The sequence below is a fragment of the Bacteroides cellulosilyticus genome (assembly GCF_020091405.1).
Lineage (GTDB): Bacteria > Bacteroidota > Bacteroidia > Bacteroidales > Bacteroidaceae > Bacteroides.
In genome coordinates, this window is sequence record NZ_CP081903.1 from 4,497,054 (window position 1) to 4,511,575 (window position 14,522).

7 protein-coding genes and 1 pseudogene are annotated in these 14,522 nt (G+C 48.8%); all 8 read right to left on the reverse strand.

The window, feature by feature from the left end; all coding sequences use genetic code 11:
- Window positions 1–152 precede the first annotated feature (152 nt).
- On the reverse strand, window positions 153–2,042 hold the full coding sequence (locus K6V21_RS16780) for a P-loop NTPase fold protein (RefSeq protein WP_117860090.1): 1,890 nt from the start codon (window positions 2,040–2,042) through the stop codon (window positions 153–155).
- Between the two features lie 222 nt (window positions 2,043–2,264).
- Complete coding sequence (tssD, locus tag K6V21_RS16785) at window positions 2,265–2,654, reverse strand: type VI secretion system tube protein TssD (protein ID WP_004308665.1); 390 nt, start codon at window positions 2,652–2,654, stop codon at window positions 2,265–2,267.
- A gap of 331 nt (window positions 2,655–2,985) precedes the next feature.
- Entirely contained in the window at window positions 2,986–4,470 is a 1,485-nt protein-coding gene (locus K6V21_RS16790; protein WP_224319316.1) for an FRG domain-containing protein, read from the reverse strand.
- Between the two features lie 50 nt (window positions 4,471–4,520).
- Window positions 4,521–4,685 (reverse strand): annotated as a pseudogene (locus tag K6V21_RS16795) (RHS repeat-associated core domain-containing protein); the annotation flags it as partial.
- Window positions 4,686–4,848: 163 nt separating this feature from the next.
- Window positions 4,849–5,460, reverse strand: a complete 612-nt coding sequence (locus tag K6V21_RS16800) for a hypothetical protein (protein WP_224319317.1) — start codon at window positions 5,458–5,460, stop codon at window positions 4,849–4,851.
- Complete coding sequence (locus K6V21_RS16805; protein ID WP_224319318.1) at window positions 5,460–9,677, reverse strand: RHS repeat-associated core domain-containing protein; 4,218 nt, start codon at window positions 9,675–9,677, stop codon at window positions 5,460–5,462. Before K6V21_RS16805 ends, K6V21_RS16800 begins: the two co-directional genes overlap by 1 nt.
- A 66-nt stretch (window positions 9,678–9,743) precedes the next feature.
- Window positions 9,744–10,214, reverse strand: coding sequence for an Imm26 family immunity protein (locus K6V21_RS16810; RefSeq protein ID WP_224319319.1), 471 nt, complete (start codon window positions 10,212–10,214; stop codon window positions 9,744–9,746).
- Between the two features lie 32 nt (window positions 10,215–10,246).
- A complete protein-coding gene (locus K6V21_RS16815) occupies window positions 10,247–14,485 on the reverse strand; it encodes a DUF6531 domain-containing protein (RefSeq protein WP_224319320.1) in 4,239 nt (1,412 codons plus the stop codon).
- Between the last annotated feature and the right edge of the window lie 37 nt (window positions 14,486–14,522).

Here is a 14,522-nt window from a genome sequence, read left to right on the forward strand (position 1 = left end):
CTTTTATGGCATCCTTTCTCCCTTTATAACCTCCCGATTCCCCGCCACCACCCATTCTCATTTATAGCTATTAATATCTTCTGTTTTTAGTCAAATAGAGATAATATTCTTTCATCGCATATCCGTTTTTTGCGATACGCCATTTTTAGCTTCTACATTGGTGGCAATGTATCACTTTTGCCTTCACACCTCCTAATAGCTTCAATCAAGGCATCTTTTAATCTTATGAAGGCAAGTTTATCCACTCCTTTTGATATACTGATTTCATTACCGACCAAATCTTTCAACTTGAGTAAACAAGGAACATCTGCCTTATATCTGTCTCCCACATCTTGTAAATCATAGTCAAAATTATAATGATAAGCAAGAAATTGCGTAAAAGTATTTCTGCTTTTATTGCTTAGTTTGCAGATAGCATCAAAAAGAGCATTGGCATCTTCATATGCAAATATAGCACGAAGTTCGTATGTACAACTTTTATCTGGATAAGGCAATCTGTCTATGATTATAAGTTGTTCTACTGTTCCTTCAGTCAAATTACGCAGTGCTTTTTGCATTTGATCCGGCAACTCATTTATCTTTGATTTCATCTTCTGCAAGAAATAGTCCACAATATCATCCGTTATTGGGGTCTTGGAATCTGTGGTTACATAATTACATCCACTAATAAAAAGCCCTCTTAGCTGATAAAGTTCCTCTAAACTGGTTTGGCTATCAATCATTTCTGCTATTCTTACTTTTATTAAAGAGACATAAGCCTGTATAAAATAGAAAATGCCAATAGCGTGAAAGTATGATAGATACGCAATACTATAACCAAGTTGATAAGCATCTTTTATCTCTCTATCCAATATGGATGTTATAGTATCTTGACAAATTCTTTCAAGTTTTTGCTGCTCCATATCGAAAAAGCCGGATAGCATTTCCCAAGGTTTCAATTCTTTTTGCTTATCCCTTATCTCCGTAACAATAAATTCTACAAGTGGAGCACCTGTGATAATATATTGTATAATAGCCGTAACATACTCTGGATTTAAGACATTATAAATTAGCTCCTTGTTCAAAGAGTGATATTTTTCCCTTAGATGCTGTATTCTTTGCTTATCTTCATTATTATCTTGGAGTAGAGAAATCCGACAATCTCTACTCCAATCACAAATTACCTCTTTGTTCTCACTATTATTATACTCTGCATACACAGCAATAAATGATCCAAGAATATTCTTAAGAAAGATATTATCCTTTTCAACCAGTTCGGGAGGAAGTTTGTTTAAGTGGCTTTTAAAATCATATAAGCATTGTCTCAAAACTCGTAAGTTATCGGATTTTGTACACATAAAACAGGCAATAATGAAATCACGCATTTCTTTCAAATAATCGGATATCGGTACTTCGCCAAGGAAGTATTCGATGGCTTCTTCTATGTCAGGTTGTATTTCAAATTCCCTGCCTATGGTCTTTTCCTTAAACTCATCCCATACAGCCTTGGGAAGTTCTTCAAGGTGGTTCTCATCTCCAATTACGACAACATGACAATTACAATGCTCTACAAAATAGTTGATAAAGCCTAACAATTCCTTCATCTCTATCAGGCACCTTTCGATGTCATCGAATATCAGAAACTTTACACCTTTTATACTGTCGTCTTTCACTTGTAGTAACGACAACGAATCCAGTGTTGCGGAAAATGAACCATCCTCTTTAGAGTCTTCATTAAAATCCATACTCGTCTTGAAGACTACCTTACCGGCTAATTTCAAAACTCCCTTTATGAAACGCCCCGTTTTCGAATAGAAGAAAGGATTTAATTCCCTATCTATAGCTGTCTTGATGTCATTCACGCTATCCATTCCATAGGTCGAAATATAAATGGGCTTTAGCGTAATTTCCTCGTCGGTATCTGCGGTTCCATCAAACTTCTTCTTCCATTCTTTTATAAGATGAGTTTTGCCACATCCCCATTTTCCTTTCAGCATCACGGCATACTGAGGATTAGTATTATCAGCATAGCTGTTTAAAAAATCAAGAATCAAAGTATTCATACCTTTGTTATTAACATAATTCTATTTTAACTCCATTGAAAAACAAAAATGTAGCAATAAGAACATTAAATATTGAAATAGTAAACGACGCTGCAAATCCATTATCGCCACATCCACAATGAACAAAGTTAGTGATATTTCTTAATACAATAATATCCAAACAACTAAATTTCATGTTTCTTCTTTGAAAGATCCAATAAAGGCTTGCAGGAATCGTCAGTCTTACCATTGATTGCTTAAATATGCGTCTCCTATCATAATAATATCCGCAGAAAATGTGATGGTGGAATACATTTGGCGTTTTCTGTCAACATTGTAAACCTCTTTGTAATATACGATATACGCGTATTTGAACTCCACGACACGAAAGATTGAATTATCCTTAGTGTTGTAATAAATCACCTTGCCGCTTATCGCTTTGAAAGGACTGTTTACCATTGCTTCAAGAATAGTAGTTTCTCTGGTAGATTCAACGGTAATGGTAATACGTCCGCCAATAACATTTGTCACTGGCCTTCCTTTATTATCTGTCTTGCGGTTAAATTCAATGTGTGATGAAATCACTTCTATATCCTTCCCTTGCAAGCACACGGTTGCCTTTAATTCTGCCATGCTGATCTTATTATTTATTATAAAACCAAGACATTTCGCCTTGGTTAAAGCAGTCAGACCGCTTTCAAGACAAGAAGGAGGATATCATATTTCGCAAATATAGAATTTTCCTTTGAACATAACAAACAATCAATTAAATTTATTAACCAGCAAAATCGAAGAAACTCTATTTACAGGCTATCCTCCCTTCTAAGTATTATTTATACAAAGTAGAGAAATACTTGCAAGTTCAAGATATACCACGAGATTAAGACTTGATGTAATTTTTCAAGTTGAGAGCCGAGCTATCCGTGTAATAGCTCGGCTTATTTTTTTTAAAATGAGGGAAAGGTTATTTAGGTAGATGATATTTGTCCTTTATATGCTCGGCCACGTGTTCGACTTCTGGGAACAACGTTGATTTGTCTATGCCGAGGGCTTCAAGCTGCTTCCTGATCTTCCGCTTCTGCGCTTTATTGATGATGTACACTTTGTAGCTGAAGTTGAGTGATGCTGGTTGGCTTTTATTGCCATTGATACCATAAAGGAAAAATGCCCCGGACTGCCGGATTATACGAGGATTGTCAAACATCGGTTTTACACAAAAGACTCTCTCGATATCCTTTGAGTCAATCACATTCTGAAAATGGGGTTTCTCATACTTAATTTCATGCAGAAGATATTGGATTTCCTCTTCGGAGTTGAACTCATTCCTATCCAGTTCTCTCAAATCTTCGATACTGAAATCTATTGGGCGTTTGGCGATATTAGAAACAACACTGACAGCATCACTGTCGAAATATTTAATATCTGATGTTTGAACTTCGAATCGGAACAGTTTTCCGTCAACGGCATCATTCTCGCACGCAAAATACAGAGCTACCAAAGGATTTGTAGTAATATCCAAGAGGCGTGTCGGCAAGGAATAATGCTGCATCTTGACCAACTTCTCAAAGGTAGATGTACACCCTTTGAAATCAGCCGGACTTTGAGCGATAATATCTCTGAAAATTCTATTTTCATTCTGGATTAAGAATTTCTCTCGATAGATGGAGGGAATCAATCCAAAACTCTTATCTGACTGTCCTCGATAAAAGATATGGTAATCCATATCGTCCTCTAATTCATCTTCAAGTTTCTCGAATAGAGTCCGGATGCTACCAATACTTGATGAATCACTCTCCGGTGTATAATTATATGCCTCGTATGAAATCTCCCACGGACGTTTTCCAAGAGTCTTGACTATTTTTTCTGACAACCCATTATATGATGCAAAGCTATCATAAGTATAGCCCAGTTTCTTGCTTCTTAAATACGATGAAGTGTTGGAATCCAAAGGAACATATTTTTCTGGATTAGCGTAGAACAGAACAATGCTGAGCTTTCCCTTTCCGACACTTTTAATGTTCAATGCCGTTTGAAAAAGTCGTTCATCTACTTTCCCTTCTTTTACCTGTCCGAACAATTTCCATAATACATTTATATCATTGTTGCCCCTGATTGTCTTCCATGGGAATAGATGCACTTTCATGGGATGTGTTGTCGGGATGCCTGATACATCTGTCGGTTCTGTACATTTAAAATGTAGCTTACGCCTTAAATCCTGTAAGATTTCAACCCTCCTTTCATCGGAGTGAAATTTATTGAGATACGCCAAGAATGTGAACGGATCTATTTCTTGTAATGTAATCTCTTTACCTTTTTCTGTGCCATCTCGAAAACCGGTAATACCGATTTCTTTTAACTTAGATATAAGCTCTGGCTGGTTATTCTGTTTTCCAAGTAGCCATTCGGATAGTTCTTTATAGAATGGTAGCCATGTATATATTTTATCCATATCAGTTATAGTAATTTAAATTCTTATATATAAGCAGCAGGAGACAACCTCTATTTTTGTTCATTCAGGGTTACATCCTGCACATACCCACACAGAGTAGGATTATTAGCCTCCAGTCCAATCGAATCAGAAGAAATGTACATCCCCATATCCTGCGAATAGTACCTGAACCTATTGTAATGCAATCCCATTTCTTCATCCTCATACTGTCCTTGATGCCTGAGTGGGCAGAAGTACTACAATAGCTCCAAACGTATGGTAGGTGTTCGGGGAATCACCGAACACCTACGCACTATGAATGTCTTACATATTTACCTATAGACGGAACTTCCTTGTTCTGAACGTGCATTTCATAACTTCAAAATTTATACAATACATTTAAATGCTATAAATAATTTTACTATATCCATTAGTGTAAGACTGCTCAATTGTGCTTAATTCCCCATCATTGTACTTAAATAGAAAGTCGCATTCAATAAATTGATTAGATGTGTGCTCTTTTGCTTTTCTATGTACATTGAGTATCTCATCTGAAGAGTTACAAAAATAAGTGTCAATTCTATAGCCATACTTCCCAAAATTATATAACGCATCAATAAGTTCGGTTTTAGATAGAACTACCATTGTAATATTTTGCAACAGAGGAATTCCTCCAACATACTTATATATAGTAATTTTAGAGTCGACATAACTGACAAAAGAATAGTTACATATTTCTGGCGTTATATGTTCTATTACTAAAATAATCCTTCCATCATTGTCAAAACCATATTCCATTATTTTGTTTATCTTAGCGGGTTTGTTTTTGAGGAGTCTTCCTTTACGGAAGCCGTCTATTTCGTTCTCAAATGGGTATATATTATAATACCAACCTTTAGAATATACTGTCCGTTTTACACGTTCAATGTATTCGTTAAATAGAGACCCAAAGGATTTCTCATAATCTTGAAAATCCTTTTCTAATTGTTGTATTTTTATGTTTTCTTTCATTAGAATCTTATACTTTTTAAATTTTGTCTAAATTCTTCTTCACTTTTAGTCGGACTTAAGATATCATAAATAGATTGTTTATATTGTTCTGTATGAACTCTACTATGAGCTATTTCATCAATGGCAAATTGCTCTTTAACGGAAGAACTTCGTGGCAAAAAGATACCATTATCAGCATCATTTATATCTATACCAAATGCTTCCATTTTACCTCTAAGACTAACCATCCTCCAATCATTTGAATTAGACAGAACTATATGGTGTGCTGCATTGGGATAAGGTGGCTCTACTTTTCCAGCGGCGATCATGTTAGCTCGTAATTTTTGTGCGTCCTTAGAGCAATCCAGTCCCCACGGATCCATCCACGTATTCACATCCTGCACATACCCATAGAGTGTCGGGTTGTTACCCGCCAGCCCAATGGGGTCAGAAGAAATATACATCCCCATATCCGGCGAGTAGTACCTGAACCTGTTGTAATACAGTCCCGTTTCTTCATCCTCATACTGTCCCTGATACCTGAACGGCACGAGCATCCGGTCCCCATGGCATTCCGCCACCCTGCCGTACACGTCCAGCAGCATCTCCCAGACAAGTTCTCCCTTGCTGTCGTATGCCTGCGTCGGCGTACCGAGGTAATCATGCACTATCGTGTAGCGTTCCCCGTCCGTGACCTTCGCCACAGGCGTGAACGATGTTCCGTCATACACCCATGTAACGAGGTTGGCCGGCTTCTCCATTCCGTCGTATTCCTCGCGCCCGGTCTCGTCCGTGACGAGCCTCGGTCTCAGGGCTTCGTCGGTATCCCATTCGTGCAGCACCACGTTGCCGTCCCACCCGAAACGGTGTACGGTGTCGCCCGTCCTCTTTGACACCCGTCTGCCGAGGGCGTCATAGCCGAACGTGACCGTCCTGCCGTCGGGAGTCCTCACCCCGGCAAGCATACCGTTGGCCTGCCATTCGTAGCAGGTGTCGCCCGGCTGCCAGACGACGAACGGGTCAGTCTCACGGCTGTTGTCCTTGTTGTCGGCATCATCCGCAGAGAACAGCATACCGAGCCATCCCTTCTTTCCGGTATTCCCGTTTTCCGGAACGGACACATCCCTGCGGCTCTTGTGTACGAGGTTGCCCTCGCAGTCGTAGCGGTAATGGTACTCGCCGTCCCACAGCAGCCGTCCGCCACGGTCATACTCGCGCCCCTTGCATCCGTCCTCCCGGTACAGGTTGCCCACCTTGTCGGGGGTGCGGAAGACGCTCTCATACATGGAGTAGTCGCCCCTGACGAGGTTGCACATCGAGTCGTAGTCGAAGATGACCGGCTCCGGTGACAGGTTGCCGCGCATCGACATCAGCCTCGCGCCCACGTCCCAGCGGTAGCTTCTCCAACCCGTGTGGCGGTTGCCCGAACGCACGTGGCGCGAGCGGACAAGCCCCATGTCGTTGTAGTCCGTGGTGATCCTTATCCCTCCTGTTGCGAAACGCTCCACCTCACGCCCGGCATCGTCCCTGCCTATGGTGCTTTCCCATGGCCGGACGTCCCCTCCGGCGTCGCCGTATGCGGACGCTTCATCCGCTTCCGGTTTCCCGACGGTGGCCTTTATCCTTTCGACAAGTCCGAGCCTGTCATATGACAGCTCCGTGTCGGCTCCCAGTGAGCTTCCCACACGGGTGCGCTCGCCGTATGCGTTGTATTCCGACTCCACCGACATGACCTCCATGAACCTGTCACCTCCGGGAAGCCCCATCGTCTCCTTTGTCACACGCCCCATCGGGTCGCGTTCGAACACCATGCGCGCCTCACCGTTGTCGGCGGTGGCCATCAGCCCGTTCCTGTCGTAGCCGTATTCCTCTTTCGTGCCGTCGTGGTACTCGGCTGCGAGCACGCGTCCCATGGTGTCGTATGTGTAGGCGGTGCTGCGCCCCCCGGGACGATCTATGCGTGTCACACGTCCGCAACCGTCCCTGTGGTATATGCGCTCTATGCCGCCGTAGTCCTTTTCCGACGATATGTTGCCCGCAAGGTCGCGCCTGAAGACATACCCGGCACCGGCCTCGTTGACCACCTCGCGCAGGCGGTCCATCCCGTCGTAGCGGAAGCTCACCCTGTTCCCGCCTTCCTCGCGCCATGTCATGCTTCCCACGGAGTTGTAGCCCATGCGGACATGGCGTCGCGCGTCACGCGCCTCCGTGATGCTGTCATAGCTGTCGTAGCCGAGGTGTATGACGTTACCGTCACGGGCGTCTATGCGCCGCAGGCGGTCCAGGGCGTCATACACGTAGAACTCCGTGCGGTTGCCGGGAGAGCTTCGCTCGATGAGCCTGCCCCTGGCATCATGCTTCCAGCCGCCGAGCAGCCTTCCGTCCTCGTGCCATGACACGAGGTTCAGCGAGCCGTCGTAGGACAGTTCGGAGCGGCGGTATCCCTTGCCGACGCCCACGGGCTGGCCGTGGCTGTCGTAGGTGAACTCCGTGACGCCGCCGTCACGGTCTATGAAGCGGCTGACAAGGTGCGGACGCTCCGTGTCGTACAGGCGGACGGTCTTGCCGCCCTCACGGTCCACGTGGATGCTCAGCCGTCCCTTGTCGTCGTATATGTACATCTCGCCGCTGCCGTCGGGGTATGTGACACCGGTGAGGTTGCCGTCATTGTCGTAACTGTAGCCCGTGACGCCGCCCTCGGGGTCGATGGTGCGGTAAGGCTCCATGAAGTCCGTGTAGCTGTGGCGCGTCTCGTTGCCGAGCGGGTCGATCTCGGAGGTCACAAGCTGGTCGGGAGTATATCGGTAGGTGGTCGTGCCGCCCGTGGAGTCGGTCACGAGGTTGTAGCCTTCGGACGGGTGGTACTCGATACGTCCCTCCATCATGCCGTCCGTGCCGTAGGTATGGACGCACCGTCCCTTGCTGTCGTATTCCCAGCGGTAGGTGTCGCCGTTGCGGTCGGTCTTCTCCGTCATCAGGTGGCCGCTATACGACATCTCCGTGGTCTTGTCCATGGCGTCGGTGATGCCCGTCATGTTGCCGGATTCGTCGTAGGTGTACGACACCAGACGCTCTTCTCCCTTGCCGGTGACGAACGACAGGCTCGTGACGCGTCCCTTCGTGTCGGTGGCGGCGTGTACCGTGCGTCCGGCGGGGTCGCTCACTCCGGAGAACCTGCCGTTGCTGAAACGGAGCTGTATATGAAGCCCGTCGGGGTTTTCTATGCGCGTCATGCGCCACGCACCGCCGTCCCGCATGTCGAAACGGTATGTGAGCAGGCTGTCATGGCTGTATGCCTCGTAGCCTTTTTCGGTGCGGCGCAGCGTCGTGCGTTCCGTGCGCATGTAGAACTCGCCGCCCGGTGCTATCGGCGGGAAAGCGACAGCACGGCCGTCCTCCATGCGGAGCATCGTCACGCCCTCGTCCTCGAAACTTTCCACCGTGCGGTCATAGCAGCAGTGTACGCCATGGCCCAGCCAGCCCTCGTACTCCGAATCGGAGTACCATGCCCGGCTCCATTCCAGCGGAAGCGGTGACGGGAAGCTGAAGTCCGTGCCCTCGTAAACCACAATTCCGTTAACGAGGTTCACAGGCTCGAAGCCATTTTTGCACAAGTATGCGCTCAGCTTCTTCGTCGAGGGGAAACGCTTCTGTATGTCGGTATTCTTGAGAACTTTGTGGTTGAATGTCTTTAGTGCCTTGCCAAGTCCCTTGCCTCCGAGCTTCATCAGGGAGCTGAACCCTATGCTCGCCGCGAGTCCCGTCAGCATTCCGCCCCAGTCGGGGACATAGGGGCCGCCCACCATGACGGGCTTGCCCGTGGGGACAGGGGGGGAAAAGGAGGTCGGGGCGAAAAGGCTCGGTATGAGCCGTGTCTTTCCGGCCTTGTTCTTGCCTATGCCTGCCGACAGCGGTATGCCCACGTCGTTGCACGTCATTACCATGTGCCCTTTCGGACTCATGCGGCTGCCGTCGCAGAACACGGTCTGCGAGGCGAAGAAGTTCATGCTCTCGTGCCCGATCATCGAAGCCATGGCGAAAGGTCCGGCAAGCGGGATGTGCATCAGGGGGATAATCATGCCGCCCGTGTCCGAGACGCCGCGCTTCAGCCCGTTCACGCTCACGTTCGTGCCGAGGAACGGTATGTAGTCGGCGGGGTCCATCACCATACCTATGTAAGGGTGGATGGGATTGAAGGGGGGAGCTGTCGTCACATGGACGTCAACCCCGACTACCATAGTGATATGACTGTCCGCGAGTAACATGATTTTACAAAAAAAGAATTTCCTTTGAACAGCAAATATTTATATTGGCAATATGTCCTGATTGTTTGGATATTCATTAATATTATCTAATATCCATTGTTCAAACTTATTGTTATTTTCGAAAAAACCATAGATGTATCCTTGGCGTAGTAAAGATAAATATTCATCATTAGAAATTGTTGTCAAATTACCATGTCTCATAATTTTCGACTGTTGTAAACTAAGTGATTTATTCCAACTTTGAAATATAACTAAATCTGGTAATTTGATATTTTCTTTATCCAAATCAATGTGACCTACCAATCTCCATATTTTTCTTCTAATAGCAGTCTCTTTACATGCTTTATATGTTTTAAATCCTAAAGATAATAGATGATTTAATTGAGCAGGTTCTTTTGAAATATAATTAAAAATACCAAAGCTGTTTTCTTCGATTAAACATACGTACACATAAGTATTATTAGACAATAATATCTCATATATATTTCCGTATTCTGACTTTTTCATCATATTATATTATAACATTTTAATTACTACAATATTTAATTACAAGAATTAGGTCTTAAAGATGGATTTTCAGAATAAAAGGCATCCATATATATATCACCTTTAAGCTTCTTACCATTCTTACCAAAGTTCCTATTTGCAATACCATTAATTTGATCCGCCGCTTTTCCTGATTTACGAGTTTCAGTTATATAATAATGTTCTCCACCTCTTACGGCTTCATAACTATTAGTTTCAAAAACAGGTACCAGTTCTCCCAAATTTCTATGATGATTAGATTTTCTTTTATTTAAAATTTGTTGTGTGGACATTTCATCAGAACCTCTTGTTCTTCCTGTATATATATTCCCCGTTGGATTTCCCACACTATCTAACTCTGGTGCTTGATATACAACATATTTTGTTAATCCCCACGAATCAAGCCATATATTGACATCTTCGACATACCCATAGAGAGTAGGATTATTTCCTGCCAATCCAATGGGATCAGAAGAAATATACATCCCCATACCCGGAGAGTAGTACCTGAACCTGTTGTAATACAGTCCTGTTTCTCCATCCTCGTACTGTCCCTGATAGCGGAACGGTACGAGCGTTCGGTCCCCATGGCATTCCTTCACCTTGCCGTACACATCCAGCAGCATCTCCCAGACAAGCTCTCCCTTGCTGTCGTATGCCTGCGTCGGTGTACCCAGGTAGTCATGCACTATCGTGTAGCGTTCCCCGCCCGTGACCTTCGCCACAGGCGTGAACGATGTTCCGTCATACACCCATGTAACGAGGTTGTCCGGCTTCTCCGTGCCGTCGTATTCCTCGCGCCCGGTCTCGTCCGTGACGAGCCTCGGTCTCAGGGCTTCGTCGGTGTCCCATTCGTGCAGCACCACGTTGCCGTCCCATCCGAAACGGTGCACGGTGTCGCCAGTCCTTTTTGACACCCGTCTGCCGAGGGCGTCATAGCCGAACGTTACCGTCCTGCCGTCGGGAGTCCTCACCCCGGCAAGCATACCGTTGGCCTGCCACTCGTAGCAGGTGTCACCCGGCTGCCAGCAGGCGAACGGGTCGGTCTCACGGCTGTTGCCCTTGTTGTCGGCATCATCCGCAGAGAACAGCATACCGAGCCATCCCTTCTTTCCGGTATTCCCGTTTTCCGGAACGGACACATCCCTGCGGCTCTTGTGTACGAGGTTGCCCTCGCAGTCGTAGCGGTAATGGTACTCTCCGTCCCACAGCAGACGTCCGCCACGGTCATACTCGCGCCCCTTGCATCCGTCCTCCCGGTACAGGTTGCCCACCTTGTCGGGGGTGCGGAAGACGCTCTCGTGCATGGAGTAGTCGCCCCTGACGAGGTTGCACATCGAGTCGTAGTCGAAGATGACCGGCTCCGGTGACAGGTTGCCGCGCATCGACATCAGCCTCGCGCCCACGTCCCAGCGGTAGCTTCTCCAACCCGTGTGGCGGTTACCCGAACGCACGTGGCGCGAGCGGACAAGCCCCATGTCGTTGTAGTCCGTGGTGATCCTTATCCCTCCTGTTGCGAAACGCTCCACCTCACGCCCGGCATCGTCCCTGCCTATGGTGCTTTCCCATGGCCGGACGTCCCCTCCGGCGTCGCCGTATGCGGACGCTTCATCCGCTTCCGGTTTCCCGACGGTGGCCTTTATCCTTTCGACAAGTCCGAGCCTGTCATATGACAGCTCCGTGTCGGCTCCCAGTGAGCTTCCCACACGGGTGCGCTCGCCGTATGCGTTGTATTCCGACTCCACCGACATGACCTCCATGAACCTGTCACCTCCGGGAAGCCCCATCGTCTCCTTTGTCACACGCCCCATCGGGTCGCGTTCGAACACCATGCGCGCCTCACCGTTGTCGGCGGTGGCCATCAGCCCGTTCCTGTCGTAGCCGTATTCCTCTTTCGTGCCGTCGTGGTACTCGGCTGCGAGCACGCGTCCCATGGTGTCGTATGTGTAGGCGGTGCTGCGCCCCCCGGGACGATCTATGCGTGTCACACGTCCGCAACCGTCCCTGTGGTATATGCGCTCTATGCCGCCGTAGTCCTTTTCCGACGATATGTTGCCCGCAAGGTCGCGCCTGAAGACATACCCGGCACCGGCCTCGTTGACCACCTCGCGCAGGCGGTCCATCCCGTCGTAGCGGAAGCTCACCCTGTTCCCGCCTTCCTCGCGCCATGTCATGCTTCCCACGGAGTTGTAGCCCATGCGGACATGGCGTCGCGCGTCACGCGCCTCCGTGATGCTGTCATAGCTGTCGTAGCCGAGGTGTATGACGTTACCGTCACGGGCGTCTATGCGCCGCAGGCGGTCCAGGGCGTCATACACGTAGAACTCCGTGCGGTTGCCGGGAGAGCTTCGCTCGATGAGCCTGCCCCTGGCATCATGCTTCCAGCCGCCGAGCAGCCTTCCGTCCTCGTGCCATGACACGAGGTTCAGCGAGCCGTCGTAGGACAGTTCGGAGCGGCGGTATCCCTTGCCGACGCCCACGGGCTGGCCGTGGCTGTCGTAGGTGAACTCCGTGACGCCGCCGTCACGGTCTATGAAGCGGCTGACAAGGTGCGGACGCTCCGTGTCGTACAGGCGGACGGTCTTGCCGCCCTCACGGTCCACGTGGATGCTCAGCCGTCCCTTGTCGTCGTATATGTACATCTCGCCGCTGCCGTCGGGGTATGTGACACCGGTGAGGTTGCCGTCATTGTCGTAACTGTAGCCCGTGACGCCGCCCTCGGGGTCGATGGTGCGGTAAGGCTCCATGAAGTCCGTGTAGCTGTGGCGCGTCTCGTTGCCGAGCGGGTCGATCTCGGAGGTCACAAGCTGGTCGGGAGTATATCGGTAGGTGGTCGTGCCGCCCGTGGAGTCGGTCACGAGGTTGTAGCCTTCGGACGGGTGGTACTCGATACGTCCCTCCATCATGCCGTCCGTGCCGTAGGTATGGACGCACCGTCCCTTGCTGTCGTATTCCCAGCGGTAGGTGTCGCCGTTGCGGTCGGTCTTCTCCGTCATCAGGTGGCCGCTATACGACATCTCCGTGGTCTTGTCCATGGCGTCGGTGATGCCCGTCATGTTGCCGGATTCGTCGTAGGTGTACGACACCAGACGCTCTTCTCCCTTGCCGGTGACGAACGACAGGCTCGTGACGCGTCCCTTCGTGTCGGTGGCGGCGTGTACCGTGCGTCCGGCGGGGTCGCTCACTCCGGAGAACCTGCCGTTGCTGAAACGGAGCTGTATATGAAGCCCGTCGGGGTTTTCTATGCGCGTCATGCGCCATGCGCCGCCGTCCCGCATGTCGAAGCGGTATGTGAGCAGGCTGTCATGGCTGTATGCCTCGTAGCCTTTTTCGGTGCGGCGCAGCGTCGTGCGTTCCGTGCGCATGTAGAACTCGCCGCCCGGTGCTATCGGCGGGAAAGCGACGGCACGGCCGTCCTCCATGCGGAGCATCGTCACGCCCTCGTCCTCGAAACTTTCCACCGTGCGGTCATAGCAGCAGTGTACGCCATGGCCCAGCCAGCCCTCGTACTCCGAATCGGAGTACCATGCCCGGGTCCATTCCAGCGGAAGCGGTGACGGGAAGCCGAAGTCCGTGCCCTCGTAAACCACAACTCCGTTAACGAGGTTCACAGGCTCGAAGCCGTTCCTGCACAAGTATGCGCTCAGCTTCTTCGTCGAGGGGAAACGCTTCTGTATGTTGGTATTCTTAAGAACTTTGTGGTTGAATGTCTTTAGTGCCTTGCCAAGTCCCTTGCCTCCGAGCTTCATCAGGGAGCTGAACCCTATGCTCGCCGCGAGTCCCGTCAGCATTCCGCCCCAGTCGGGGACATAGGGACCGCCTACCATGACGGGCTTGCCTGTGGGAACAGGAAGGGAAAAGGAGGTCGGGGCGAAAAGGCTCGGTATAAGTTTGGTCTTTTTCCCTTTTTTACTGAATGATGCAGACAGCGGTATGCCCACGTCGTTGCACGTCATCACCATGTGACCCTTCGGACTCATGCGGCTGCCGTCGCAGAACACGGTCTGCGAGGCGAAGAAGTTCATGCTCTCGTGCCCGATCATCGAAGCCATGGCGAAAGGTCCGGCAAGCGGGATGTGCATCAGGGGGATAATCATGCCGCCCGTGTCCGAGACGCCGCGCTTCAGCCCGTTCACGCTCACGTTCGTGCCGAGGAACGGTATGTAGTCGGCGGGGTCCATCACCATACCTATGTAGGGGTGGATGGGATTGAAAGGGGGAGCTGTCGTCACATGAACGTCAACTCCGACTACCATAGTGATATGACTGTCCGCGAGTAACATGATTCATCCA

Excerpts from the sequence above, each read along its gene's own strand:
- K6V21_RS16780 (WP_117860090.1), bottom strand. The coding sequence starts at position 2,042 with ATGAATACTTTGATTCTTGATTTTTTAAACAGCTATGCTGATAATACT.
- tssD (WP_004308665.1), bottom strand. The coding sequence starts at position 2,654 with ATGGCAGAATTAAAGGCAACCGTGTGCTTGCAAGGGAAGGATATAGAA.
- K6V21_RS16790 (WP_224319316.1), bottom strand. The coding sequence starts at position 4,470 with ATGGATAAAATATATACATGGCTACCATTCTATAAAGAACTATCCGAA.
- K6V21_RS16800 (WP_224319317.1), bottom strand. The coding sequence starts at position 5,460 with ATGAAAGAAAACATAAAAATACAACAATTAGAAAAGGATTTTCAAGAT.
- K6V21_RS16805 (WP_224319318.1), bottom strand. The coding sequence starts at position 9,677 with ATGGTAGTCGGGGTTGACGTCCATGTGACGACAGCTCCCCCCTTCAAT.
- K6V21_RS16810 (WP_224319319.1), bottom strand. The coding sequence starts at position 10,214 with ATGATGAAAAAGTCAGAATACGGAAATATATATGAGATATTATTGTCT.
- K6V21_RS16815 (WP_224319320.1), bottom strand. The coding sequence starts at position 14,485 with ATGGTAGTCGGAGTTGACGTTCATGTGACGACAGCTCCCCCTTTCAAT.